General features: G+C 63.9%; 21 protein-coding genes. 9 read left to right on the forward strand and 12 right to left on the reverse strand.

Features of this window, described 5'->3' with window-relative positions:
- Nucleotides 1–2688 carry a [protein-PII] uridylyltransferase gene (gene glnD / locus SH412_RS17245; RefSeq protein WP_336519257.1) on the forward strand — a complete coding sequence of 896 codons (2688 nt, stop codon included), beginning with the start codon at nt 1–3 and terminating at the stop codon, nt 2686–2688.
- Between the two features lie 664 nt (nt 2689–3352).
- Here the strand turns inward: glnD and SH412_RS17250 are convergent.
- Both SH412_RS17250 and SH412_RS17255 read right to left on the reverse strand, forming a co-directional pair.
- Nucleotides 3353–4579 carry a molybdopterin-dependent oxidoreductase gene (locus tag SH412_RS17250; RefSeq protein WP_336519258.1) on the reverse strand — a complete coding sequence of 409 codons (1227 nt, stop codon included), beginning with the start codon at nt 4577–4579 and terminating at the stop codon, nt 3353–3355.
- Between the two features lie 148 nt (nt 4580–4727).
- Nucleotides 4728–5375, reverse strand: a complete 648-nt coding sequence (locus SH412_RS17255; protein ID WP_336519259.1) for a 3-keto-disaccharide hydrolase — start codon at nt 5373–5375, stop codon at nt 4728–4730.
- Between the two features lie 210 nt (nt 5376–5585).
- Between SH412_RS17255 and SH412_RS17260 the strand changes: the two genes are divergently transcribed.
- From SH412_RS17260 to SH412_RS17270, 3 genes are read left to right on the forward strand one after another with little or no spacing between them, the layout of a single operon-like run.
- Nucleotides 5586–8396, forward strand: a complete 2811-nt coding sequence (locus SH412_RS17260; protein WP_336519260.1) for a PSD1 and planctomycete cytochrome C domain-containing protein — start codon at nt 5586–5588, stop codon at nt 8394–8396.
- A 54-nt stretch (nt 8397–8450) separates the two neighbouring features.
- On the forward strand, nt 8451–9899 hold the full coding sequence (locus SH412_RS17265) for a DUF1501 domain-containing protein (RefSeq protein WP_336519261.1): 1449 nt from the start codon (nt 8451–8453) through the stop codon (nt 9897–9899).
- 47 nt (nt 9900–9946) lie between these two features.
- Complete coding sequence (locus SH412_RS17270; protein ID WP_336519262.1) at nt 9947–10873, forward strand: endonuclease/exonuclease/phosphatase family protein; 927 nt, start codon at nt 9947–9949, stop codon at nt 10871–10873.
- Nucleotides 10874–10907: 34 nt separating this feature from the next.
- Here SH412_RS17270 and SH412_RS17275 read toward each other — a convergent pair whose 3' ends face one another.
- Nucleotides 10908–11117 carry a hypothetical protein gene (locus tag SH412_RS17275; protein WP_336519263.1) on the reverse strand — a complete coding sequence of 70 codons (210 nt, stop codon included), beginning with the start codon at nt 11115–11117 and terminating at the stop codon, nt 10908–10910.
- Nucleotides 11118–11325: 208 nt separating this feature from the next.
- Nucleotides 11326–12246 (reverse strand): GntR family transcriptional regulator, encoded by a 921-nt coding sequence (locus tag SH412_RS17280; protein ID WP_336519264.1) that lies wholly within the window; start codon nt 12244–12246, stop codon nt 11326–11328.
- Between the two features lie 233 nt (nt 12247–12479).
- On the opposite strand from SH412_RS17280, the gene SH412_RS17285 reads away from it, so the two are divergent.
- From SH412_RS17285 to SH412_RS17295, 3 genes are all read left to right on the forward strand, one after another.
- A complete protein-coding gene (locus SH412_RS17285; RefSeq protein ID WP_336519265.1) occupies nt 12480–13376 on the forward strand; it encodes a dihydrodipicolinate synthase family protein in 897 nt (298 codons plus the stop codon).
- Nucleotides 13377–13451: 75 nt separating this feature from the next.
- Nucleotides 13452–14390, forward strand: coding sequence for a proline racemase family protein (locus SH412_RS17290; RefSeq protein WP_336519266.1), 939 nt, complete (start codon nt 13452–13454; stop codon nt 14388–14390).
- A complete protein-coding gene (locus tag SH412_RS17295; protein WP_336519267.1) occupies nt 14387–15640 on the forward strand; it encodes an NAD(P)/FAD-dependent oxidoreductase in 1254 nt (417 codons plus the stop codon). The genes SH412_RS17290 and SH412_RS17295 overlap by 4 nt, the downstream gene beginning before the upstream one ends.
- 78 nt (nt 15641–15718) lie before the next feature.
- Here the strand turns inward: SH412_RS17295 and SH412_RS17300 are convergent, their stop codons facing one another.
- Entirely contained in the window at nt 15719–16903 is a 1185-nt protein-coding gene (locus SH412_RS17300; protein ID WP_336519166.1) for an IS110 family RNA-guided transposase, read from the reverse strand.
- 101 nt (nt 16904–17004) lie between these two features.
- Here SH412_RS17300 and SH412_RS17305 point away from each other — a divergent pair, with 101 nt between their 5' ends.
- On the forward strand, nt 17005–18225 hold the full coding sequence (locus tag SH412_RS17305) for a VHL beta domain-containing protein (RefSeq protein ID WP_336519268.1): 1221 nt from the start codon (nt 17005–17007) through the stop codon (nt 18223–18225).
- A 23-nt stretch (nt 18226–18248) separates the two neighbouring features.
- Here the strand turns inward: SH412_RS17305 and SH412_RS17310 are convergent, their stop codons facing one another.
- From SH412_RS17310 to SH412_RS17325, 4 genes are all read right to left on the reverse strand, one after another.
- Nucleotides 18249–18857, reverse strand: coding sequence for a metallophosphoesterase family protein (locus tag SH412_RS17310; RefSeq protein ID WP_336519269.1), 609 nt, complete (start codon nt 18855–18857; stop codon nt 18249–18251).
- Nucleotides 18858–18864: 7 nt separating this feature from the next.
- Nucleotides 18865–19782 carry a carbohydrate kinase family protein gene (locus SH412_RS17315; protein ID WP_336519270.1) on the reverse strand — a complete coding sequence of 306 codons (918 nt, stop codon included), beginning with the start codon at nt 19780–19782 and terminating at the stop codon, nt 18865–18867.
- A 1-nt stretch (nt 19783) separates the two neighbouring features.
- Nucleotides 19784–20593 carry a Swt1 family HEPN domain-containing protein gene (locus tag SH412_RS17320; protein ID WP_336519271.1) on the reverse strand — a complete coding sequence of 270 codons (810 nt, stop codon included), beginning with the start codon at nt 20591–20593 and terminating at the stop codon, nt 19784–19786.
- 193 nt (nt 20594–20786) lie between these two features.
- Nucleotides 20787–21611: an NHL repeat-containing protein gene (locus tag SH412_RS17325; RefSeq protein ID WP_336519272.1), complete on the reverse strand. Its 825-nt coding sequence runs from the start codon at nt 21609–21611 to the stop codon at nt 20787–20789.
- A 361-nt stretch (nt 21612–21972) separates the two neighbouring features.
- Between SH412_RS17325 and SH412_RS17330 the strand changes: the two genes are divergently transcribed.
- On the forward strand, nt 21973–23307 hold the full coding sequence (locus SH412_RS17330) for an outer membrane protein assembly factor BamB family protein (RefSeq protein WP_336519273.1): 1335 nt from the start codon (nt 21973–21975) through the stop codon (nt 23305–23307).
- An 86-nt stretch (nt 23308–23393) separates the two neighbouring features.
- Here SH412_RS17330 and SH412_RS17335 read toward each other — a convergent pair whose 3' ends face one another.
- The 3 genes from SH412_RS17335 to SH412_RS17345 all read right to left on the reverse strand — a co-directional run bounded on the left by SH412_RS17335 (nt 23394) and on the right by SH412_RS17345 (nt 26659).
- Nucleotides 23394–24149, reverse strand: coding sequence for a thermonuclease family protein (locus SH412_RS17335; protein ID WP_336519274.1), 756 nt, complete (start codon nt 24147–24149; stop codon nt 23394–23396).
- Between the two features lie 268 nt (nt 24150–24417).
- Nucleotides 24418–25200, reverse strand: a complete 783-nt coding sequence (locus SH412_RS17340) for a hypothetical protein (protein WP_336519275.1) — start codon at nt 25198–25200, stop codon at nt 24418–24420.
- Nucleotides 25201–26077: 877 nt separating this feature from the next.
- The gene (locus SH412_RS17345) at nt 26078–26659 is read right to left on the reverse strand and encodes an REP-associated tyrosine transposase (protein ID WP_419555741.1); all 582 of its coding nucleotides are present in this window, start codon (nt 26657–26659) and stop codon (nt 26078–26080) included.
- Between the last annotated feature and the right edge of the window lie 104 nt (nt 26660–26763).

A 26763-nucleotide genomic window follows, 5' to 3' on the forward strand; every position in this document is an offset into this window, starting at 1 on the left:
ATGTCCGGCATTCTGCCCTCGCTCGAGTATTCCGCGGGTCGCGTCGCCGCGCGCAAGGGGCGGCTGGAGGAGCTGCGGGCGCGGGTCCGCGAGCGCTACGAACTGGGAGCGACCGGACTGCAGGTGGCGGCGCTGCAGTCTTCGCTCCTCGACGAATGGATCGCGGGGATTCTTGAGGAATCGCTCGACGACTGCGGAGCGGAGCAGCAGGCGATCCTGAGGCGCCACTTGACGGTGGTCGCCGTGGGGGGGACGGGCCGCGGGGAGCTGGCGCCCTATTCGGACTGCGATCTGCTGTTCCTGTATGCGTCGTCTGCGGAAACCGCAGCGGCCGAGTGGGTTTCGGCGGTCGTTCGCGAGTTCTGGGACTGCGGCCTGAAGCTGGGGCACAGCGTTCGGACGCCGGCGGACGCGTTGCGAATGGCTCGGCAGGACGCCCATTTCGCCACGTCGCTGACCGACGCGCGGCGGTTGTGGGGCGCCGAGCCGTTGGCCGTCGACTTTCTGCGAAAGTTCGGGCGATCGGTGATCGGATCTCGCAGACGGACGTTCGCCACGGAAGCGATCGCCGCCCGCGAGGCTGAGCGGCAGCAGTTTGGCGGGTCGACGCAGCAGCTTGAGCCGGACGTCAAATGTTCGCCGGGGGGATTGCGGGACATCCACCTGATCCGCTGGGTCGGATTTGCGTTCTACGGCGCCTCGGATCTGAACTCGCTGAAGCTGCGGGGAGGCCTGTCGCCCGACGAGGCGCTGGCGCTGATCAGCGCCAGCGATTACCTGACGCAGATCCGAATCGGCCTGCACCTGACGGCGGGGAAACAGCAGGATGTGCTGACCCGCGACGAGCAATTGCGGTTCGCGCGCGAACGGGGGGTCACCGGAACGGCGGGGCAGCGGCCGGTCGAGCGATTCATGCAGGAGTTTTTCCGCCACACGACGGCGGTGTCGGGAATCTGCCGGCGGTTTCTGGAACGTCACCAGCGACCGCCGCTGGCCCGACAGCTTCTCGACTTCGTGATGACCTACCGGATCGACGACATTTACCGGGTTGGCCCGGAATACCTCCACGTCCCACACCGGTTCCGCGCGCGCGTCTGCGGTTCGCCGGAGGGGGTGCTGAAACTGTATCTTGCCGCCGCCCGGTATCGGGTGAAGCTGGCGCCGCAACTGGAGGAGCTGATCGCACAGAAGGTGATTACGTTCCCGGCGGACCTGTCGGCGGAGGCGTCTCGCGCCTTTCTGGGGATTCTCGGGACAACGGGAATCCTGGGAGCGATCCTGAGAAGCATGTACGCGACTGGCGTGCTGGAATATGTGCTGCCGCCCCTGCGGCACATCCGCTGCCTGCTGCAGTTTAATCAATACCACCAGTACACGGTCGACGAGCATACGCTGCGAGCCGTAGAAGCGGCGGAGTCGTTCGAGGCGGACGCCGGGCCGGTGGGTCAGGCGTATCGGGCGATCCGCCACAAGGACCTGCTGCACCTGTCACTGCTGCTGCATGACGCCGGCAAGGGCTTTGAAGAAGACCATTGCGTCGTGGGCTGGCGTCTGGCCCAAGACCTGACCGTCCGGCTGGGGCTGCCGGAACATCAACGGGAGCTGGTTTCGGGGTTGATTCTGCAACACCTGCAGATGACCAACCTGGGGCTGCGGCGGGACACCAGCGATCCGGAGGTGCTGCTGCGGTTCAGCCACGACATCGGCAGCGCCGAGGCTCTGCGAATGCTATATGTGCACACGGCGGCGGATATGTCCGCGGTCGGGCCGGGGGTGTGGAACGAGTGGAAGTCGGAGCTGGTGACTTCGCTCTACGAGCGGAGCCTGCTGTGGCTGAGCGGGAAGAGCTATCTGTTCGACGAGCCGACGCGACTGGAGCGGGCGCGGAACGAAGTGCTGGAGTGCGTCGCCGAGACTGATGAGAAGCTACGGCAGGCGCTGGTTCGGGTCTGGCAGGATCGGCTGAAGCTGTTTCCGCCGCACTATCTGCTGGCAACGCCGCCGGAGCGGATTGCGGCGGACCTGCGGATCGTCTGCAGCCGCGCGCCGGAAGAGATCCACATTGAGTCGCGGTATGAGCCCGAGACGTCCACGATCGAGTACCGGATCATTACGGACGAGCGGGTGGGCTCGGGCTGCTTCCACAAGTTGACCGGAACGTTGACCGCGAAGCGGATGGAGATTCTGTCGGCGCAGATCTGCACGAGCCAGGACGGAGTGATCATCGACGCGTATCGCGTGAAGGACTTCGACCACTCGGGCGAGGTGCCGCAGTTTCGGATCGACGAGGTGTCAGACCTGATCCGCTCGGCGCTCAGGGGGGATCTGGACGTCTACGCGCTGTTTCAGGCGCGGACGCGGTTTCAGCCGCTCGGGCTGCAGGGACCGGTCTCGAATCTGCCGCTGCGAGTTGTGATCGACAACGAGTCGTCGGACCGTTACACCGTGATCGACGTCTTCGCCCACGACCGCCCTGGCCTGCTTTACACGATCGCCCGGGCGCTGTTTTCGCTGGACGCTTCGGTCGTGCTGGCGAAGATCTCGACGCACTTCGATCAGGTCGTCGACGTGTTCTACATCGCGGAAGCGAACGGCGGAAAAGTTCGCCAGAGTCTGCGGCTCAAGCTGATCCGCGACACGCTGATCGGGGAAATCGCGGCGTTCGAGGAGCGATTTGCGGGGCGGTGAGGCTTCGGGCTTCGGGCTTCGGGCTTCGGGCTTCGGGCTTCGGGCTTCGGGCTTCGGGCTTCGGGCTTCGGGCTTCGGGCTTCGGGCTTCGGGCTTCGGGCTTCGGGCTTCGGGCTTCGGGCTTCGGGCTTCGGGCTTCGGGCTTCGGGCTTCGGGCTTCGGGCTTCGGGCTTCGGGCTTCGGGCTTCGGGCTTCGGGCTTCGGGCTTCGGGCTTCGGGCTTCGGGCTTCGGGCTTCGGGCTTCGGGCTTCGGGCTTCGGGCTTCGGGCTTCGGGCTTCGGGCTTCGGGCTTCGGGCTTCGGGCTTCGGGCTTCGGGCTTCGGGCTTCGGGCTTCGGGCTTCGGGCTTCGGGCTTCGGGCTTCGGGCTTCGGGCTTCGGGCTTCGGGCTTCGGGCTTCGGGCTTCGGGCTTCGGGCTTCGGGCTTCGGGCTTCGGGCTTCGGGCTTCGGGGAGATGCAAACATTGGCCGTCAGATCCGTCAAGCGATTTTGCGGCTGCTCCCTGATTTTTCCAAAGATTCTCCGGGCTTTCCGATGCAGAAGCCGCCAGCCGACGCAGACGTGGAGCGGTCGACGGAGAAGACCGGCGGCGCTGCGGGCCGCCAGCTTGTTGACATCAGGTGTGCCACGGCCGTGGCGCACGGAATCGAGACTTCGACGGCCTGTCAGCCGATGAGCAGGGTCAGCTTTTCGATGCCGTTCCATTCATACCCCGCCGGGTTCCAGGTGATCGCACCGTCATCCGGTTGAGTTCGTCCGAGGGCATCGACGGCGGTGATCCAGAACGTGCGGGCTCCGGGTTTCACGGGGACTTCGACGGACCAGCGAGACCAGGCGTAGGGGGAACGGGACCGCGTCAACGCGACGCTCTTCCAGGTTTCCCCCTGGTCGGTCGACAGCAGCACCGCTTTCAGCGGCGCGGCGCCGTCGTTCCAGGCATAGCCGGCCAGCGTGACGATGCTTGGTGCAACCGTCTGGCCGTCGACGTGGGACGTGACCAGCGAGGCGAGCTTCGTCTTCCAGGTGGGGGTGCTGTTGCTGCGATTGAAGACGTATTTCTCGCCGGGCTGAATGATCCTGTCGGGAGTGCGATAGCTGACGGCGTGGAAGGGATTGGCGCTTTCCTCGGCTTCAAACCGGAGTTTGCCGAGCCATTTCATTTGCACGGTGCCGTAGTAACCGGGCAGAACGAGCCGGACCGGGCCGCCGTGGATTGCCGGCAAGGGATCGCCGTTCATCGACAGGGCCAGAATCGCGGTCTCCAGAGCATCGCCGAGGGGGATGCTGTGTTCAAAGTCGTCCTTACCGGGGGCGGGCGAGTCCTTGCCTTCCGCGGCGATGTAGCGAGCCGACTCGTGCGGATGCACATCGAGATGCTTGAGGACTTCGCTGAGTTTGACTCCTTCAAAACGGACGTTTCCAATCCCGCCGCGGCCCCACTGCGTCCCCAAGGTTTTGGCGACTCTGGAGAACATGGAGCGCCCATTGCCGGAACATTGCAGGACCATTTCGTAGCTGGTGCGCGGGAGGGACTGGAGCGTCTTGAGGTCGATCGACTTCGTGCCTTCGACGAGGCCCGTCAGTTCGACGGGCCAGTCCCGGACCGGCGCCGGGGCGGTCGTCGACATGCCCTCGGGATTCACGTTGCTGCGGACGAAGAGAAGCGAATTCGGCGTCACCAGATGCTGGTCGAGCAGCTTGAGAGGCGACTCGAACACCAGGGGATCGGCGGTGTGGACCAGCAGTTCGTCGCTCTTGCCGGCGATCAATTGCGAGGCGCGGGCCGCGGCCGGCGCCGCCTGGCCTGCCAGCAGCCGTCTCAACGAGAGCATTGAGACACCGGCGGCGGAGAGCGTCGGGATGGACTGCAGGAAGTGACGGCGGCTCAACATGGTCAGTCTCCAGGATGCGCGAGCGGATGATTGCAGGGACGGTCGTCCTGTTTCCACTTTCCCGAATAATGGCAGAATGCGCAGAACGCGTCGACCGCAAGCGGAGGCGCAGATGACGAGTTTGAAAGCGTGGCGTTATGCAGGCCGCCTACTCGACGGCGAGCTTCCGAATTCGGATGTTGCGGAACTCGACCTTCAAAGGCGGACCGCTGTGGACCTGCAGGGCGATGATTCCCGAGCGTGCGATGTCGGCGTCGGGCTCGCGGTAGTCGACGGTGGTGACGCCGTTGAGGGTCAGAGTGATGTGATCTCCGACGGCCCGGATGGAGTAGTCGTTCCAGTCATCCTTGCGGAGTTTTGCCGCGAGCGACTCGGAGGCCTGGACCAGGATCTTGTTCCGGCGGGATTCGTCGTAGAGGCAGCCCCAGTACTTCTCACCGATATCGGCCTGATAGCCGGAGACTTCGGTGCTTTCGGGGACTCGTCGGGAACGGAACTGGACTCCGGTATTCCCCTGGCCGTCGCGGAGACGGAATTGCAGGCGGAGTTCGAAATCTCCATAGGTTTCGCGCGTCGCCAGAAACTGGTTGTGCGGAATGCCGGGGGAGTCGCCGACGATGGCGCCGTCCTGGACTTTCCAGAGTTTCGTGTCCCCCTCCCAGCCGGTGAGATCTTTGCCATTGAAGAGGGGGGCGAAGCCGGGTTCCTCGGCGGCCAGGCGCAGCGGCGTCGTCAGTCCGCAGGCGAAGATGGCGAGGGTGACGGCGGAAAGCGAGACCCGGCGGAAGAAGGGCACGTTCGTCGTCTCCAGTCGGAGGGAACCGCGGGGGGAGGGGAATCGACACATCCGTTGTCAGCAGAACAGGTTACCGCACGAACAACACGCTCACCAGCGGGTTCTGGAATTGTCAGGGGATGACTCCAATGCCACAATAGTGATTGACGGAAGCCTGCCGATGAATCCTGCCTGCCCTCCTGCCTGCGCCCGCCTGCGGATGTCACTCCTATGCCCGGTTCTCTGCGATTTCTGTGCTGGTTGATTCTGATCGGCGGAACGTGCACCGCGGTCGCCGAGGAAGCTCCAACGCCGGCGCAACTTGAGTTTTTCGAGAAGCAGGTGCGTCCGCTGCTGGTAGCGCGTTGCATTGAGTGCCACGGCGGATCCAAGCAACAAGGGGGGCTGCGGCTGGATAGTCGGGGGGCGATCCTGAAGGGGAACGATTCCGGACCGGCGCTGGCGCCGGGGCAGCCGGCGGACAGCTCCCGGTTGCTGCAGGTGCTGAAGTACAGCAACGACGACGTTCAGATGCCGCCTGAGGGCAAGCTGCCCGAGGCCGAGATTGCGATTTTGCGGGAGTGGGTCCAGCAAGGGGCGCCGTGGCCGGCGGACGACAAGCCGATGGGCGGCGGAACCAGCGGCCCCGATTTCACCAACCTGACCGTCGCCAGGAGCGAGTTCTGGGCATATCAACCGATCCGGCGGCCCGTCCCCCCGGCGGTGCGGCAGGCTGACCGGGTGCTGTCGCCGGTCGACGCCTTCATGCTTGAGAAGCTGGAAGCGGCAGGGCTGACGTTCTCGGCTCCCGCGGATCGATACACGCTGCTGCGGCGATTGACGCTCGACCTGTGGGGCGTGCCTCCGACGTGGGAGGACATGGCGGCGTTTGTGGCGGATGAGCGTCCCGACGCCGTGGAGCGGGCGGTCGACCGGCTGCTGGATTCGCCTCTCTACGGTCAGCGTTGGGGCCGATACTGGCTGGACATCGCCCGCTACGCGGACACCAAGGGCTACGTGTTTACGGAAGAGCCGCGGTATCCGTACGCCTATACGTATCGCGACTACGTGGTCGACGCCTTCAACAGCGACAAGCCCTACGACCGCTTCGTGCAGGAACAGCTCGCCGCCGACCAGCTCGATCCGGGGAGCGATCCCCGGACGCAGGCGGCCCTGGGATTTCTCACGGTGGGCCGGCGGTTCCTCAACAACCAGAACGACATCATTGATGACCGGATCGACGTCGTCTCGCGGGGGCTGCTGGGGCTGACGGTCAGTTGCGCGCGGTGCCACGATCATAAGTTCGATCCGGTGCCGACGGACGACTATTACTCGCTGTACGGCGTCTTTGCCTCTTCGCACGAGCCGGGCGATCTGCCGATCATCGGCGAACCGCGGGAGGCGGCGGCGTTTGACGCGTTTCAAGCGGAGCTCGCGAAGCGAGAGCAGGAGATCGCGGCGTTCAACCAGGCGACTTCGTCGGCCGTGTACCACGAGCTGCGGACAAAGGTCGCCGACTACCTGGAAGCGGTGGGACGGAAGACGTCGCCGGGGATTCAGGCCGAGGTCGCGGACAAACCGCAGGTTCCCGATCCGCGGCGCGGGGCCGTGGACCGCTGGCAGGGCTGGCTGGCGAAGCTCGGCCAGGAGCCGCACCCGGTGTTTGCGCCGTGGCAGCAGCTCAGTGCATTGCCGGCGGCAGAGGTTGGAGCGGCGCTGGCAAGCTGGAAAGCGAGATTTGCGGACCCCAATGACGCCGCGGCTCAGGCGGTCAATCCGGTGCTGCGGGGGGCCTGGCTGGCGGAGCCGCCGGAGAGTCTGCTGGCGGTGACCAAGCTTTACGGAAAGGTACTGGCCGACATTGAGGCGAAGTGGAAAGCTCACGAGAAGGCCACCCCCCAGGCGACGGCGTTGCCGGATGCCGCGGACGAGACGTTGCGGCAGGTGCTGTATGGGAACGACACGCCGACGGCGATTGCGGCGGAGCAGGCGGAGAAGCTGTTTAACCGGGCCGAGCGCGACAAACAGCGACAACTGACGCGGAAAGTCGAGGAGTTGAAGGCGACGTCGCCGGGCGCTCCGCCGCGGGCGATGGTGATGCGTGACAACGAGAATCCGGTGGAACCGGTGGTGCTCATCCGGGGGAATCCCGGTCGGCGCGGGAAGCAGGTTCCGCGGCGGTTCTTGCAGGTTCTGTCGGAATCGTCGGAGTCGAAATTTCAGCAGGGGAGCGGACGGCTGGAGCTGGCGAAGTCGATCACCGATCCGAAGAATCCGCTGACGTCGCGGGTGATGGCGAACCGGCTGTGGCAGCACCACTTCGGGCGGGGCATCGTGGCGACGCCGGGGGATTTCGGAGTTCGCGGGGAGCCGCCGACGCATCCGGAGTTGCTCGACTGGCTGGCCGCGGAACTGCAGGCTCACGGCTGGAGTTTGAAGGCGCTGCAGCGGCTGATCGTCCTGTCGAGCGTTTACCAGCAGTCTTCACGGGGCGACGCGGGCGCGGACGCCGTCGATCCGGAGAATCGGCTGCTGTCGCACATGCCGCGTCAGCGGCTGGATTTCGAGGCTTTGCGGGATTCGTTGCTGGCGGCGGGCGGGGCGCTTGATCCAATGCTTGAGGGACGGCCGCTGGACAATGTAACGGCGGTCGACAACCGAAGGCGGACGATTTACAGCATGGTGAATCGAAATGATCTGCCGGGAGTGTTCCGTTCGTTCGACTTTGCCGATCCGGACACCAGCGCTCCCGAGCGGCCACAGACGACCGTGCCGCAGCAGGCGCTGTTCGGGTTGAATTCCCCGTTTGTGATTGAGCAGGCCCGGCGGCTGGCCGGCCAGAGTTGTGCGGCGGCCGACCATGACGCGGGGCGGGTGCAGGCGCTCTACCGGCGGGCCTATGCCCGGGATCCCAGTCCGGCCGAGGCCGAGCTGGCGTTGCAGTTTGTGCAGAATGCGCCGACCGAGAAGATTGCGTTGACGCCGTGGGATCGGCTGGCGCAGATCCTGCTGCTGACGAACGAATTTGTCTTCGTCGATTAACCGATTCCTGTCGATCAGTCCGGTCCCGCCAAGCAGGGACTGGTGGAGGCTGCGATGAACACGTTCTCCCTGCCGCACATTGCCGGGTTGCCGGCGACGCGACGCGAGTTTCTGCAGCGATGCGGCGCCGGCATGGGTGCGCTGGGCCTGGCGGGGTTGCTGAGCGATGCGGGCGTGAAGCCAGCGAACGCGGCGCCGGTTTCGCCGATGATGCCTCATCAGCCCCACTTCGACGGCCGGGCGAAGCATGTGATCCACATTTTTCTCAACGGCGGCGCGTCGCACGTCGATACGTTCGACCCGAAGTCGTCGCTGACGAAGTACGCCGGGCAGAGCCTGCCGACCGAGAATCTGCGGACCGAGCGTAAGACGGGAGCCGCGTTTGCGTCGCCCTACAAGTTCCAGAAGTACGGCGAGAGCGGCATCGAGATCAGCGAGATTTTTGCGGATCTGGGGGATGTCGCGGACGAGCTGTGCGTGATTCGCTCGATGCACGCCGACGTGCCCAATCACGAACCGTCGCTGATGCTGATGAACTGCGGCGATGCGCGGCTGACGCGGCCGAGTTTCGGGAGCTGGGTGACGTACGGACTGGGGACCGAGAACCAGAATCTGCCGGGCTTCATCGCCATGTGCCCGAACGGGCTGCCGATCACCGGGGCGCAGAACTGGCGGTCGGCGTTCCTGCCCGGCGTGTTCCAGGGGACGTACATCGACTCGCGGCACACCGAGATCGAGAAGCTGATCGAGAACATCCGTAACGACGGCATGCCCCGTACCGAGCAGCGGCGGCAGATCGATCTGCTGCAGGAGCTGAATCGTCGGCACGCCGAGGCGCGGGCGAACGAAGGGCAGCTCGAATCCCGGATTCACTCGTTCGAGCTGGCTTACCGGATGCAGATGGAGGCGACGGACGCCTTCGACGTGACTCAGGAACCGAAGCACATTCTGGATGCGTATGGTCCGGGAGTGCAGGCCCGGCAGATCCTGGTGGCGCGGCGGCTGGTGGAACGGGGCGTCCGATTCGTGCAACTCTGGCACGGCGACGGGCAGCCGTGGGACAATCATGACGATATCGAAGTCAATCACCGCCGTCTGGCGGGACAGTGCAGCCAGGCGATTGCGGCACTGATCAAGGATCTCAAGCAGCGCGGTTTGTTGGACGAAACGCTGATTCTGGTGGGGGGCGAGTTCGGTCGAACGCCGACTGTGGAACTGCCGCAACCTGGGGCGAACGCCGGCAAGATCAACGGACGGGACCACAACCATCACGGTTTCACGGTGGTGATGGCGGGGGGGGGCGTGAAGAAGGGGCTCGTCTACGGCGCGACGGACGAGTTCGGATTTCAGGCGGTGGAAAACAAAGTCCACGTACATGATCTGCAGGCGACCATGCTGCACCTGCTGGGCTTCGATCACGAAAAGCTGACGTACCGGTTTGCGGGCCGGGACTTCCGGCTGACCGATGTGCATGGACGGGTCGTGCCCGAGCTTGTGGGATGACGGAATCGTCATCGAACGACGAGTCCACATCACCTCCACGCAAATCCGTGAGGTCCAAGGCTGCGCGCTGGCTGGCTGTCGGACTGCTGGTGACGCTGCTGCTGCGGCTGACGATTGCAGACCGCTGGCCGGTGGCTTCGATGCTGTTCTATGCCACTCCGTGGCCGATGATCACGTTTGGCTGGTTTGTGGTCGTCGGGTTATCCCCCCGCCGGAGTCAGGCCCGCCGGTGGTCGGCTCTGCTGTCACTGGCGTGTCTGGCGGCGACGCTGGGGAGTCAATGGGTCTGGAACGGGCCTGCGGCGGCAAGAGATGAACCGGGACTTGAGATCCTGTTCTGGAATGTGGCGCGGGGCCAGCATGGGTGGAACAACCTCTTCGACGAACTGCGGGAGTCGAAGGCGGATGTGATCGCATTGTGCGAGTCCGACTCGCGGCTGCTCTCCGGCGAGGACTGGCGGGCGACGTTTCCCGACCGGTATCTCTATCGGCAGCCCGGGGGACTGATGTGGATCTCGCGACGCCCTGCCGAGGTGAAACCGCTGCCGTGGGCTCCGGGGATGATCGGGGGAACGGAGCTGATCCTGTCGCAGGAGGGTCAGCCGGTCCGACTGCTGCTGATCGATCTCGCCGGGGCGCCGTACCTTTCGCGCAAACCCGGCTGGACGCAGCTTGGGAAGCTCCTGGAGGAGCGTCGCGACGAGCCCACCGTTCTGGTCGGGGATCTCAATACGCCCGACGATTCGGTCTGGACCGGGCTGTGCCGCAAGTGGGGGCGTCCGGCATTCCGGAGCCACGGACGGGGCTACGCGCCGACCTGGCCCCTCCCCTGCCCCGTTCTGGCGCTGGACCAGGCCTGGGTTACGGATCGCGTCGAAGTCCAGAGCTGCGCACTAGGCTGGTCTCCGCTGAGCGATCATCGCTGGATCCAGCTCAAGATCCGCCCCAGGACGGCCCCTCAGCAGCCCGATTAGCATTCCCCCGTCAAACGGCTCCGGGCGACTGGAGTCAGTCGAGATGGGGCGGGGTCTCGGACAGAGTCGCAGCGCGCTGTGCGTAGAGTTCAGCACGCTGGAGCTGCTGGATTCCTTTGCGGCCGAATTCCCAGCCGCGTGCGTGGCCTTCTTCGTAGCCGCTCTGATATCCGGACAACCAGCCGAGATAGAGCACCCAGACGCCGCCAGCAGCCAGCCAGACCGACCAGATGTGCTTGCTCATTCGGGCCTCCGTTCAGTGGCAGTTGAAGCAGAACGGCGAGATTCCTGCGAATCAGGAAAGGCGATCAGAAGCGGGACTCGTTCACGGTATATTCACAATCCGCGGAATCCGGTCAAGACAAGCCTTGCGGAATTCACAATTCACAAATCGCAGGATGTCAGCGAATGCCGGCTGACGATTCTGAGGCGAATGGAGCCAATCGGGCGACTCAGTCCAGCGCGGGAGCGCCGTCCGCTTCGAGCTTGGCCATCATGCGCAGGACGACCGGTTCCTGCTCCCGGATGTGGTATTCCAGCGCCGCCTGAGCGCCCGGCAAATCGCGAGCGAGGACGCAGCGGAGGATTTCGCAGTGCTGATCCGCTTTTTCGCGGACCACATGCTCCCCGAGAGTGACGTAATCGAACAGAGCCCGGTAATAGCCGCCGTACTGCGCGAAGAAATCGCTGATGTAGCGATTGTCGGCGAGCTGAATGAAGTACTGATGCAGTCGATTGTCGAGCCGGGGTCCCTTGATGCCGTCTGCGGGCAGATTCCCTGCGAGCATGGCGGTTAGTTTCGCATCGTCGAGTCGTGGCCAGGCGAGTTCCAGGGACTTCAGCTCGAGCGTCACCCGGACGTCGAGATAGGCACGAAGATCCTGAGCGCGGAACGGGCGAGCGCGCCAGCCGCGGCGCGGCAGGTAGTCGATCAGGCCGGCGCCCGCCAGCCGATGAAACACCTGCCGCAGAACAGTCCGGCCGATGCCGAACTGTTGAGAAATCGCCTCTTCTCGAAGGGGAACCGGCACGCCGCGAAGGCTCTCAATCAGGGCATAGCGGGTGAGTACGGCATCCCAGTTGACCATTTGCGGAGGCGGCGAGGCGGCTTCATCGTCATCGGGCTTGGGCAGGTCGGCGCAAAGACTCAGCCGCCCGGACGCCGAGCGGACGAGGTAACCCCGGTCGACCAGTTCGTCGACGGCTTCGCGGACCGGCGTAAAACTGACGCCGTAGTGGGTGGCCAGGGCCGACAGAGTCAGCCGGACCGGCAGAGGCTCGTTGCTGCAGAGCCGGGTTTGCAGGTCATGAAGGATGAAATCGGCCAGGCTCGTCGACCGAATGGATTTTCGGTCCTGGGTGGTCTGTTGCATCAGCAGGGTTGTCCGAGTGGTGATCGAGTCCGCATTGGCGGCGTTCGCGAGTGGGCCGCTCGACAGAAGCTGGTATCGATCAGTTGCGATCCATCAATCGTTTCGCACAGCCTTGAAAACACTCTGCACACAAAATAATATCCAGACTCCCCGATTCGACCGGTGTGTGCAACCCGAATCCTGAGATTTTTCCCGCCGCGATTGAGTTTCTTTACAAAATGAGGCTTTTTGCGATGACTGTCAACTGGCATGGCGTCTATCCGGCGGCAATCACCCATTTTCATGACGATGACTCGCTGGACATTCCGTCGACGCTGAAACACCTGGATGTGATGATCGAGGCGGGCGTCCACGGGCTGATCATGCTGGGATCGGTCGGCGAAAACGCCGTTCAGGAACCTTCCGAAAAGCGGGAAGTGCTGCGTCAGGTTGTCCGCCACGTCGATGGGCGGGTGCCGGTTCTGTCGGGCGTTGCTGAAAATTCGACGCGGATGGCCTGCAGGTTTGCGGATGACGCCGCAAAACTGGGGGTCGACGGCCTGATGGTGCTCCCCGCGATGATCTACAAGGCGGGAGGGCGGGAAGCCATGGCGCACTTTCGCGCGGTGGCGCGGGCCAGCGAACTGCCAATCATGATCTACAACAATCCGATCGCGTACCACGTCGATCTGACGCCGGACCTGCTGGCCGAGATGGCCGATGAGCCGCGGTTCGTCGCCGTCAAAGAGTCTTCCGACAACGTCCGTCGGATCACGGATCTGAAGAACCTGCTCGGCGACCGCTACCTGCTGTTCAGCGGCGTGGATGACCTGGTGCTGGAGAGCGCCCTGCTGGGGGCGGTCGGCTGGGTGTCGGGGCTGGTCAACGCGTTCCCGCACGAGAACCGGCTGCTGTGGGATCTGGCGATGGCCGGTCGGTGGGACGAGGCCCTGCAGGTCTATCGCTGGTATACGCCGCTGCTGCATCTGGACACGGACATTAAGCTGGTGCAGTACATCAAGCTGGCGGTCCAGGAATGCGGCCTGGGGAGCGAACGCACGCGCGCCCCGCGGCTGCCATTGGAAGGGGCCGAGCGGGACCGAATTCTGGGGATCATCAGGCACGGAATTGCGACACGGCCCAAGCTGTAATTGCCAGATTTTTGCACAGACTGAAGTGTCTCCGAAACCAGAGCCCGGGCCGAATCACGAGACGAGGCGAATTCCGTGCGTCGCATCGAAGTCATCGACACCCATACTGGCGGAGAACCGACGCGCGTCGTCCATGCCGGCGGACCGCCGCTGCCAGACGGGTCGCTGACCGAACGTCGCCAGGCATTCCGCCAGCAGTACGATGAGTACCGGTCGGCGATTGTGAATGAGCCGCGGGGCTCGGATGTGATGGTCGGGGCGCTGCTCTGCCCGCCAGTCGATCCGACGTGCGTCGCCGGCGTGATCTTCTTTAACAACGTCGGCTATCTGGGGATGTGCGGACATGGCACGATCGGCGTCGCCGTCGCCCTGGGACACCTCGGCCGAATTGTCGCCGGTCGGCACAAACTCGAAACGCCGGTCGGCGTGATCGCATTCGACTACGACGGCCGGTCGCGGGTGACGCTGGAGAATGTTCCGAGTTACCGATTCCGGACTGGCGTAACGGTTCCGGTGGAGGGACATGGCCCGATCACCGGGGACGTCGCCTGGGGTGGGAACTGGTTCTTCCTCGTGGGCGAGCACGGGCAGTCGCTTACCGTCGACCGGGCCGAGGCGCTGACGGATTTCACCTGGCGCATTCGCGAGGCGCTGGTCCGCGAGGGTGTGACCGGAGAGGATGGTGCGGAAATCGATCACGTCGAGCTGTTCGGGCCGCCCGTCGACCCGGCGAATGACAGCCGGAATTTTGTGCTGTGCCCCGGCAAAGCCTACGATCGATCCCCGTGCGGCACGGGGACGAGCGCCAAGCTGGCCTGCCTGGCGGCTGCCGGCGAGCTGGCCGAAGGAGACGTCTGGCGGCAGGAAAGTCTGGTCGGGAGCGCGTTCGAAGGCCAGTATCGCCTTGAGGCTGGCCGGTGCATTCCGCTGATCACCGGGAAGGCGTACGTCAATGCAGAAGCCACCCTGCTGCTCGATCCGGAAGATCCGTTCGAGATGGGAATCCGTCGATGAGCGACACCGGCCGGCATGTGGTGATTGTCGGAGGGGGCGTCATCGGGACCGCGAGCGCCCATTATCTGTCGCGTGCGGGATTTCGGGTCACCGTGCTCGATCGGGCGGGGATGGGACGGGCATGTTCGCATGGCAATTGCGGGCTGGTCTGCCCCAGCCACGTGCTGCCGCTGGCGGAGCCGGGGGCGATCCGTTCGGCGCTCAAAGCCATGCTGTCGCCCAACGCCCCGTTCAGCATCAAGCCACGGGCCGATCTGCGGCTGTGGAGCTGGTTGTGGCATTTCGCGTGGCAATGCAACCGGGGAGATATGCTGAGCGCGGCCCACGGAATTCAATCGCTGCTGGAATCGTCGCTGGCGGAGTACCAGATTCTCGTCGACGAGGAGCGGCTCGAATGCGAATGGCAGCGGCGCGGACTGCTGTTTGTCTATCGCTCGCCGGAGGCCCTGGCTGCCTATACCGAAACCAATCAGCTCCTGAGCGAGACCTTCCACGCCCCGGCACGGCGCATGGACGCCGCGGAATTGCTGGAGCTGGAACCGGCTCTCAAACCCGATGTGGCCGGCGCGTGGTACTACGACCACGACGCCCACCTGCGGCCGGACAAACTGCTGACGAGCTGGCGCGAGCGGCTGGCGACGGCGGGGGTGGAGTTTCGAGAAAATGTGCAGGTCACGGGCTTCGAGCGGAGCAACGGTCAGTCGACCGGTTTGCGGACCTCGCACGGAGTCATCGCCGGAGACCGGTTCCTGGTCGCGACCGGCGCGCTGACTCCGTTCCTGGAGACGGAGCTGGGGTGCAGAATTCCGATTCAGCCGGGAAAAGGGTACTCGCTGACGATGCCAAGACCGGGGCGTTGTCCGGGAATTCCGATGATCTTTCCCGAGCATCGCGTCGCGGTGACGCCGATGGAGACCGGCTATCGGATCGGTTCGATCATGGAGTTCGCCGGCTACGACCGGAGCATTTCGCCGGCGCGGCTGGAGATGCTCCGAAGGGGGGCGGCGCATTACCTGGAGGAGCCGTGGAGCGAGCCGGTCCTCGAACAATGGTACGGCTGGCGGCCGATGACCTGGGACAGCCTGCCGATCATCGACCGGAGCCCGGCTCACAACAATGTCTGGATCGCCGCGGGACACAATATGCTCGGGTTGAGCATGGCGCCGGGGACCGGGCGGCTGGTGGCGGAGCTGATGTCGGGGGTCGAGCCGCATGTCGATCACCGTCCGTATCGGGTATCACGGTTTTGAAGAAGAAGAAGAAGAAGAAGAAGAAGAAGATTTCACCGCGGAGCGGCTGTGTTGTTGGTCAAGGTGGATTTGTGAGATTTACGCATTTTGGAGTCCGTGGTTCCAGGCGGTGTCGGATTTGATCATCGCGTTGAGGATGGTCAGGAGTTTGCGGATGCAGGCGGTGAGGCAGACCTTGCTTGGCTTACCGGCGTCTTTGAGTCTGCGATAGAACGGTCTGATGACGGGGTTGCAGCGTGAGGCGGTGAGTGCCGCCATGTAGAGAGCGGAACGGACGGAGGCTCTGCCGCCGCGGATGGATCTGAGTTTGGAGGACTTGCCGCTGTCGCGGTTGTAGGGGGCGACGCCGACGAGTGCTCCGACCTGCTGGCGGTTGGCGTCGCCGAGTTCGGGGAGTTCTCCGAGGAGCACGGCGGCTGTCCGTTTGGCGATGCCTGGGACGGAGGTCATGAGTTCGACGCGGCGTTTGGCATCGGGGTCGGAGTCGCAGAGATCGTCGATCTGTTTTTCGATGGCAGTGATGCGTATTTTGAGCATGTTTCGGGTTTGCTCGATGTCGTCTTTGACGGCCTTGTCGCGAGCGGCTTCGAAGTGATTGGACTCCTGGACGTGGAGGTCGACGAGCTGCCGTCGGCGAGTGACGAGTGCGTGGAGTTTGAGCTGGAAATCGGAGGGTTTTTCGGTGATCTGGAGTTCGGCGACCTTGGAGTAACGAACGAGGACGCGTGCGTCGATGGCGTCGGTTTTGGCGATCCATCCGGCCCCTGTGGCAAAGGCGCGGACGCGGATGGGGGGCACGACGGCGACGTGATACCCGTGATCGTTGAGACAGAGGAAGGCGTCGAAGTGATAGGTGCCGGTGGCCTCCATGACGACCTGGCAGCGGTCGGGTGGGGGGAGCTGCTTGAGGAGTTTCAGGAAGCCCTTGAGGTCGTTGTCGACGGCCAGGAGGGAAGAGGAGTCGGACATGGCGACATCGAGTCGTGCCTTGGAGACGTCGATGCCGATGTGGATGCGGGGGTCGATGGCGTGTTCCCAATCTCGTAAATGCGAGCTCGGAGAGTTTCGAGAACGCTTCCGGCTCAAACGGCTGTTCGGGCTGGTACGACCATGCCGACGACGATCCAGCTCCGCGGCGGGCTCTGAGGCCCCAGACGCGATCGATCTGTCGCCGGCCGCGGCGGGGGCCGCTTCGTCGCTACGCTCCGAAGCGGCCCCCGCCGCGTGTCCCATGACACCACACGGGGTAGATGGATTCAACATACGAGGACGCGGAGAAGAGCAGACTGAGAATTGATGGAATTTGCCGGCGGAGGTGAGTGTGGCAATTTTGAGTGAGAGTTCATTTCAGTGAGAGTTGCACGATGAGTCTACGAGTTATCGCCGTCCTCTGGCTGGGAATCGTTGCTGCCTCCACGGGGTTTTGCGGTGATGACCTCGCGGCGCAGGTCCCTGCCCCATCCGACGCGGAGCGGGAGCGGCTGGCGCTCGATCCGTTCTACACTAAGCTGGTCAGCGCGGAGGGATTTCCGATTGTCTCTTCGAGCAAGGTCGCCGATGCGGCGCTGTTCGAAGCCGCTTGGATTATCGACCGCATGCTGGAGCACCGCCCGGACGTCCGGCAGGAATTGATTCGGCACAAGACGCGACTGTGCGTCATGGCCCCTGACGAGTTCACCACCGATCTGCCGGATTTCGCGAAGCTGGAACCGAAGTTCTACTGGGACCGCAGGGCGCGCGGGCTGGGGGGCGATGTCTCATTGAGCTGCGGCGAAGAAAACCTGCTGCTCTATCCCGGCGATCCGTATGCCGCGGAAAATATTCTCATTCACGAATTCGCGCACACGATCGACGCCGCCCTGCGGCGGTTGGACCCCGCCTTTGGCGAGCGGCTCGACACTGCGTTTCGCGAAGCCCGGGCCGCGGGGCTGTGGAAGAGCGCTTATGCGGGGACCAACCCCTCCGAATACTGGGCCGAGGGGGTGCAGTGCTGGTTCGACAACAACCGCGAGAACGACAATGAACACAACCATGTCAACACGCGGGGGGAGCTGAAGGGGTACGACCCCGGCCTGGCGGAACTGGTGCAGGGGATGTTTGGCGATACCCCCTGGGTTTACTCGAAGCCGGCGACCCGGCGGGGGCTGCCGCACCTGGCAGGCTGGAACCCGGAGCAGTCGCCGCGGTTTGCGTGGCCGGAACGTCTGCTGGCCGCGAATCGCGAGTTCTTTGACGAGATTCCCGACGCTCAGACGCCCGCCGCTCCCAAGCCGGTCGACTGGGAGGAACTGGCGCCGTTGCCCCTGGACTCGCTGGAGTCGCTCAAGTCAAAAACCCGCGGCAAGCAGGTGACGGTGTTCCTGATCAACCGGACCAGGCAGGAATTGCAGATGTCGTGGATCGACTTCGAGGGCAAGGCGAAAGCCTATGATCGCGTGCGGCCGGGGTTTCCCTCACAGCAGTCGACGTTCGCCGGGCATGTCTGGTTGGCTTCGACGCTCGACGGCAAGCCGTTCGCCCTGTTTGTCGCGGGAGAGCAGCTCGGTCGGGCGGTGATTTCAGATGACACGGCGGAGTCGAAGTGAGAAACGGCCGGGCGCGCCCGGCCCTACGTGAGGGTCCATGAAACCCCCGCCGGGCCGGCGTTGATGATGGTCGACGGGCCGAGCTGGCACTGCTGGCCGGAGCTGCCGTGGATGTGGCCGCAGACAACGAGCTTGGGCTGCAGCCGTTCGACCGCCCGGCGGATCGCGCGGCTGCCGAGGTGATCGCCGCGGGAATTGACATCGACCAGGCCCCACGGCGGCGAATGGGTCACGAAGATGTCGCAGGCTGTGCAAGTCGCGAGCAAGCGCTCCGCGTCGTCCTCGGTGAAGTCGTAGCTCCAGATTCCGAAGGGTGTCGTCGGGATACCGCCCCCGATTCCGAACACGCTGAGACCAAGAACGTTGGCCGAGGTTCCGTGCAGAACATGGACTGCGGGCCAGTTGGCGCAGGCCTTGGCGAGCTGCTCGGTCGATTCGTTGTTGCCGGCCACCAGTACTGCGGGGCATGGCAGGCTGCGGAGGATCTCGATGCAGTCGTTGACATGGCGACGCAGATTTCCGAAGTCGCCGGCGCCGATCGCGAGGTCGACGCCGGCCGCACGCGCCACCAGACTGCGGGCGGCGGCGGTATCGCGATGAAGATCGCTGAAGAGCAGCAGCTTTGTGGGCATGACAGCATCATCCGAGACGGGCGAGGACGTCGGACAGGGCCGGCAATGCGTCGCGGTTGCCGGGACGGGTGCACTTCAACCCGGCGGCGACGCAGGCCGCCTGCAGAGTTTTTGGAACAGGCCAGCCGCTGAGCGTCCCATAGAGGACGGCGCCGGCGAACGTGTCGCCGGCCCCGTTGGTGTCGACGGGTGCGATGTCGAGGGCCGGCTGGGTCCACGTGCCGGGTTCGGTCGATGGCGGTACGGCACGCGTCCAGGCGCGGGCGCCTGCGGCGTCGCGGGTCAGATAAACGGTTTGCGGTCCGATCGCCAGGAGGGCGCGGGCCGCGGCCGGCACGTCGGCGGTCCGGCAGAAATCGCGGGCGAAGCGTTCCGGGGCCGTCAATACGTCGACCAGCGGCAGCAGCCGGTCCATGTCCGGGCGGACGCTGCCGGCATCGAGCGAGACCGGGATGCCCTGGGCCCGGGCGCTCGCCGCGGCATGGACGGCCGTCTCGCCAGGCCAACCGTCGAGATGCAGCAGCCGGGTGTCGTCCCACAAAGTCTTCGGCAGTTCTTCCGGCTGAACCGGACGGTCCGGGCGATAGCTGGCGACGGTCCGGCGGCCAGTCCCCTGCTCCACCCAGACGTGTGCAAAGCCGGTCTGCAGACCCCGGCGGCGGACGACGAGGGAGGGATCGACTCCTTCCCGCTGCAGGTCGGCGAGAATCCGCAGGCCGTCCGGGTCGTCGCCGATGACTCCCAGAAATCGGGCCGGCAGGCCCCAGCGGGCCAGCAGGACCAGAGCCGTGGGAACCGGGCCGCCGACCTGGATGCGGGAGCGCAGGATGTTGTTTTTCGAGTCGACCGTGGGATATGCGGGGAGCCAGACCACGTGGTCGACGACCACATGCCCCAGCCCCAGGACCGCCGCGGCAGCCGCCATGTCAGGCCTCTTCGACCGGCTGCAACGGCAGCGGTTCGGTGATCGAGCTCGGCTGCGGCGCCGTTGGGCTGAGCATGACCTGCCGCAGTTGAGCCGGTTCGCAATACGGGCAGAACTCGCTGTAGATGATCCGGCGGCACTTCTGGCATTCGTGGACGCCGTAGACGGGAATCGCCGAGTTGATGCGTTTGAAGATCAGGAAGCCGAAGGTGAAGACGACGAACGAGGCCATCACGATCGACGGCAGGAGCTGCCGGGAACCGAAGAAGAGAAACAGACTGATGCTTATCGCCAGCGCACAGACGCTGTAGAGGAGGATGTCGGTCATCCGTTCGCGGTTGAACCGCGCCCGCTGCAGATCCTCGTTGACCTTCCGGCCGAACTTTTCTCGCAGAACGTCGAGCTTCAGGCGTTCCAGGTCGCCTTCGCCCGACTTCGCATGGACGGCGTGCAGCAGTCGCTGGGCGCTGTCGAGGACGCGGTAACAGTCGTCTTCGCTGAAGTTCGCCTGATGGACCCAGCGGTTGCGGTATTCCCGCAATTCGCCGACGAGGCTCCGTTCCAGCAGCCCCAGCCGTCGCCGAAAGACGGCGTTCCACTGGTCCCACATGATTGTCAGGACGGCGTGGGCGTCCCAGGCGGGGTCGTCCGGTTTGGCGCCCGCGGGGAGCTTGTCGTTGCGGAAACTGGCGCGTGCGGCTTTTTCCCAGCCTTCGCCGTAGACGGCGTGCAGTTCCTGCTGGAAGAACGGCAGCAGCCCCTGCGTCAGCAGGTCGAGGCCCATGCCAATACGTTCGTGTTCAGTCGGCAATCCCAGGACTCCGGCGGCCCGCCCCACCTTAAGACTGCGGGAAGACACATGCTTCCGACTGTCCCGTTATATACGGCGAGATGACCGGAAACCATCGGGAGAAACAGCGACCGTTCAGCCCGCGCGTCCGTTTCCAGCGGACGTGCAATCCCTAGCGATTCCACCGATCCTGCCGATCGTTCGGAGCGACGCGCTACTTCGCCGGGAAGAGCGTTTCCAGCTTGCCGTCGAAGGAGAGCCGGTAGACGGTTTTGGTGTGAGGATCGACTACGATCAGCCCCGCGTCGGTCCAGGCCAGGCCCACCGGGTTCTTGAGCGGCTCTCCGGCCAAGAGAGGCTTGGGCTCGGCGCCCGGCTCAACCTTCCAGATCGTCTTGGCGTAGCCGTCGACGACATAGGCCGTCTTGTTGTCCGGCGCGACCACGATGTGGTGCGAGAACTGGAACGGCCGGCCCGCGGCGATCACTTCGCGGGTCTTGCCGTCGGGTGAGAACTTGACGACCGCGTCTTTACCGTGGCTGGCGACCCAGATCGCTCCGTCGCCGTCGACCGTGACGCCGCGGGGAGCAGTGATCTCCGCCAGAATCTCGGGTTCGCCGCCGGGGGCGGGGACGCGGACAATCCGCTGGATTTCCTGATCGCCGGCGATGATCGCCCCGTCATGGGCGATGGCTAGCGCCATCGGGATGCCGACGTTCCCCTTGGTCAGCGGCTGAGGCTGGCCCTGGTCGTCGAAGCGGTAGATTTCGCGCGTCGACGAATCGCCCGCCAGCAGCTTGCCGTCCTTGTCGATCGCCAGACAGCGGACGGCGTTGAGGGGCGTGCGGAATTTCTTCGAACCGCGGAAATAGACTTCGAGCTTGCCGTCGGCCCACTTCCAGACGCCGGGGAGATCGCGGTCGGCAATGTAAATCGTCCCGTCCTTCGCCACCGCCGCGGCAAGCGGGTACTGCATGTCTTCGGCATGAACGGCGGCGGAACCGAGGAGGAGGCCGAGAACGGCGAAAGTGCGAAGCATGAACGACTCCGGATGCTGCGTCGGAGGAGGTGCGGCGAACGAGACGCGGCGAGAAATGACACAACCTGTTGACGGCATTGAGCGTACCGGGAGGCAGAAGGGGTTGCAAATGCGAGACAGCTTGCCTCACGGCTCTTCCCAGTTTCAAAGTAGGGTGAGTCGAGTCCGCGAGGCTCACCTCTGCAACAACAACTTATGGTGAGCCTCGAAGACTCGACTCACCCTACGGCTCCGTCATTCAGCGGCAGTTCCGACGCCAGCCCAAGCCAGTCCAGTTTTTTGGATCTCTCAGGGCGAAAATGCGTTACAACAATTTGATCACTGCACATCCTTCTCCCCTGGAACGGAAATGAGGTCAGGCATGTACGTCTTCCGTTGTTCAATGGCTGTGCTCGCTGGAGCGGGGCTCGCACTCTGTTCGGTCAATGCCGGCGAATGGACTCGCTTTCGCGGTTCCGACGGAAACAGCATCGCCGGCGAATCCCGGCATCCGACGGAGTGGGGCGAAAACGTCAACGTGGCCTGGAAGGTTCCGATTCCGGGACGCGGCTGGTCTCAGCCGGTGGTCACGGGCGACAGGGTGTTTGTGACGACCGCCGTGACCGAGAACGAAGAGCAGCCGAAGCGCTTCGACGGAGGGATCACGCCGGGCGCGAAGGATGCGCGGCAGAGCGACTATCAGTGGAAGGTCTATTGTCTGTCGCTGAAAACGGGAGAAATCCTCTGGGAACGGACGCCGTTCGAGGGGAAGCCGGAGACGCCTAAGCATCGCGGCAACACCTATGCCTCGGAGACGCCGGTCACCGACGGCGAACGGGTGATCGCCTATTTCGGGATGCGCGGCGTCGTCTGCTTCGACCTCGCCGGGCAGCAACAGTGGAGCAAGAGCCTGGGGTCCTACCCCACGCAGGCGGGCTGGGGAACGGGCAGCTCGCCGCTAATCCTGGGGAACGCAGTGGTGATCCAGTGCGATAACGACAAGTCGTCGTTCCTGGTCGGGCTCGACAAGCGGACGGGGGACGAACTGTGGCGCATCGACCGGGATGAGAAAACCAACTGGTCGACACCCTACCTCTGGAAAAACAAGTTGCGCACGGAGCTGGTCGTCGCCGGCGGCAAGAAGATGCGCTCCTACGATCCCGAGTCGCGAGAGATCCTGTGGGAGATGGCCGGCAGCGGCAGGACTTCGGTCTCTCCGGTCGGCGATGACGAGCTGCTCTACGTCGATTCCGTCAACTGGTTCCAGGGCAGCCCGGGCCGCCTCGCCGCCATCCGCGCGGGAGCGTCCGGCGACATTTCGCTGCCGAACGATAAAACGACTTCCAGCCCATCCGTCGCGTGGAGCATCAATCTGACGTCCTACCGCAACTCTTCCCCGCTGCTGTACGAGGGCGGTCTCTACATGCTGGAGCAGTCCGGGGGCATCGTCCGCTGCTTCGACGCGAAGACGGGCAAAGTCCGCTTTCAGCAGCGTCTCCCGGATTCGCCGGGGTTCGCCGCGTCCCCCTGGTCCAGCCAGGGAAAAGTCTTCCTGCTGGACGACGCCGGAACAACATTCGTGCTGGAGCCCGGCCCGGCCTACAAGCTGATTGCGTCGAACAAGCTGAGCGACGAGATCTTCTGGTCGTCAGCCGCGATCACCGGCGACCAGCTCCTGCTGCGCGGGCAGGGGCATGTGTATTGCATTCGGGAGTGATTTTCTGGTTGCCGCCGGGTGCCACCGATCTGAAGGAGATGCCGGAGGTCCTGCAGATCTGACAGCCGGAAACGTGAGGGCCTGGCCTAACCTCCGCAAATCCCGCACGCTCGCCCCTCGGTCGAACGGCAAAAGTAGCCGTGATTCGTGTTGGCGAAGTTCCTGCAGCGGGAATTGTGACGGACGCCGGTACCGGTATTCAGCCAAAACTTCCTGGTCGAACTCGCAGGCACGATCTCGGGCTTTTCCGCGGCGGTAATACGGGGACCGACGAAACCCGCCGGAACGATGACCGGTTTTTCCAATCCCCGGTAATCCCAGGGGGCCATCGGCCTGTCCTGCGCCCAGAGTCCGCGCTTTGCGGCACGAGCAGCCCTCTCGGCGGTCGCGAACTTTTCCTGGCTGTTGTACTTCGTGAAATGCCAGCCCCAGCCGTCCTCCACGAGCTTCAAGTTGACATCGGTGCCGTCGACCTCGACGAAGCCGAGCGTGCGGTCGTACTTGTCAGTGCCTGTCGTATGGACGTTGACCACCCTCCCGGAGACCATCTCGGCCAGTGCAGTCGTGGCTCTCATCCCGTAGGCCTGGCCGCGTTCCGGGGCATCAATCCCCTCCAGCCGGATCTTCACCTGCAGGTTGTCATCGGTCAGGATGGTCAGCGTGTCCCCGTCGGCGATCCGGATCACCTTCCCAGTGAGCGTCTCGACGATCCTCGGTTCTGTCGGCGGCCGGGAGGAGAGCGCGGACGCCAAGTCGAACTGGTCGCAGCCGGCGAACAGGGAAATGACCAGCCACGCAGAGATAGCGGTACGCGTGACGCGTAGGAAGCCGGCGTCCACCATTCGATCTCCAGACGAAAAGAACCCCGTGAAGGTTTCGACGGAGTTCTGCCGGAATGGTGAGGCGCCGATCGCTCGGCTGCCGCTGGCCAGCAGTTCAACCCCATCAAACGTAGGTCGCGAGTTCAGTACACGCAAACGAAATTGGCGTCGTGCGACAGGATTTGCGGCGTGCTGGGAGGAAAGCACGACAGCAGAAATCTGATCCGGGGGTGGGACGGGCCTTGGAATCAAGCCAGAGCGGACATACGAAGGACTGCGTCAGTCGGTGTCAAGCCTGGCCCGCAGCATCATTCTTGGCCCGACGCTTTTTCGCACGCGACATGATCGCTTCGATTCTGCTGTATGACTCTTCCGTATCTGGCATCTTCTCGATGACGTGAGCCACGAGTACCTCGCACATTTCCGCGATCTCCCGGCAGAACGTAGTCGTCACCACAAGCTGATCGCCGTCGAACGAGAGTCCCGATTTCCCGGCCGCGATGCGGGAGGCGACGTATTCGTCGACTTGTTTAGAACGTTTGGCCGTCTTAATTCCGGTCATGTCGTCAGGTCCGCCATCTAGCCCAGCAACGTACCGGCGGCCGTTGTCATGAACGATCTGGTTTCGCACTTCTCGGATGTTTTCGTGGAGCTCAGACCAGATTGGGAGAAGCTGAACTCCACGATCCTTTAGATGCTTATGCACAAGTTCCAGCGTATTGCATTTGTCGGCATTCTTCTCGCCAACTTCCAGCGATTCGGTTTCATGAATGATATCCGTCCGGCATGCCTCGACCATCTCATGCTCAAAATGCGACCAGACCATCGTCAGCGCATTTTGGCCGAACAGGCTGGGGAATACCTCGGAGACGTACAAGAACCCCTCATCGTACCATTCGCCGAGTTGGCTGCGTTCCGCTTCGGAAAGATGTTTGGCTGCTTCTTCGAACTTCGCGGCGTACTCCATCTGGTCGCGAGCGAACCGTTCGTCCATGTGTGATAAATATCCCCGGAAATTGTCGAACTGCAACCGACTCATGAACTGAGTGAGCTGTTTCATGGACGAGTACATGGCTGCTCCTTTGGAAATCACGAAGAAGGTCAAGACCCGAGAACCACAAAAAGGTTCGAATTCACCCATGAATCATCGCGGGGTGGCACAGGTTGGCCGTCCTTGTCATTAGCCACATCTTAGCTTCAGCGCGGCGGCGGCGGGCGAGCAGGCTGGTTCCCGCTTCGGTTCCCGATTCCCGTCTCCTCCCCTGCCGCCGCAACGCCGCTCCGATCTCGCGAGTGGCCCCGGTTGCCGTTCCGGCGGCTACCGGGGCGGCGCAGCCGTGGGAAGTTTGGAACACGTTGGACTCGATCTCTGTCAGATCCGAAACTCACCGTTCGAGCTCACGACGGTAGGCGACTTCTGCCGCGCGCGGCACAGGGTCGGGAATTGGGCAACTGGCAGCTCTGTCGTGAAAACAAGCTTCCTGTGCCTTTGGCACCCCGGTAGGACGCAGACGTCCACAACCGGGGCCACCCGCGGACAGCGGCATCCGGCGGTAGCACGAGAACGTCAATTCGTGCACGTGTCCCGGCTCTTCAAGATGTCGTACCAGCTTTCGATGTGGCGGCCGCACAGTCCGTACAGTAGCATCCGGCCAAGGGCGACGGAATGACGGAATCCGACCCATTCGAATCAGTGGGCCGCGTGTCCGGAAATGTTGGCGGCCCCGTGATTCGGGAAGAGCACTGCTGGCCCGCAGACGGGCCAGCAGTGACGCCCGACGCGGTCCTACGATACGGTTCGCCCGGACTTGGCCGGCTGAACTCGCGGCGGCTGCGGCTGGCATCGATCGAACGCCGGGTGCCACTGCTGGACCGTCCGCGGGCCAGCAGTGCTCTTCAAATCTTCGTGGCCGATTCCGCGGTTTCAAGAGGTCCGGATCGTCACGGAATCACTCCAGCAATTCCGGCGGCAGCGGTGTCAGCCGGGGCAACAGTGGATCGAGCGGTTCAGCGGGCAGCAGGTGGTACCGGGCACTCGACCACTTCCAGTCGATAGCCCGCTCACACAAACCCCGACGAACGGGATTGCAGTGGATGTAGTCGACGGCCAGAACGATTGCGTTCGGTTCGAAGAGATTGCGGTCATACCCCGGTCCTTCCTGCCAGAACCGGAACGTTTCCACTCCCGGCCGCTGGCGAACCGTCAGCGTCTCGACCAGCGGACTCGAACGTTGCATCAGATCCCGTTTGATCCGACCGGAAAAGGGCCGTTTGATAGCCGTCAGCAACGACGATATCGGGCTGGCATCCTGCCGCGGCTGAACCAGCAGGTGAACGTGCTCGGGCATGATCACAAACGCAAATAGCCGATAGTCGTGTCGGGCGACGGCCCGGTCGACGGCCTCGCAGAACCATGTCCGCCAGAGATCGTTCGTCAGCAATGGCATCCGGCGGTAGCACGAGAACGTCAATTCGTGCACGTGTCCCCGCTCTTCAAGATGTTGCACCAGCTTTCGATGTGGCGGTCGCATGGTCCGTACAGTAACATGCGGGCAGGGACGACGGAATGACGGAATCCGACCGATTGGAATCAGCCGACCGCGTGGCCGGAAGTGTTGGCGGTCCGGTGATTCGG

The organism is Planctellipticum variicoloris, from assembly GCF_030622045.1.
GTDB classification, from domain to species: Bacteria; Planctomycetota; Planctomycetia; order Planctomycetales; family Planctomycetaceae; genus Planctellipticum; species Planctellipticum variicoloris.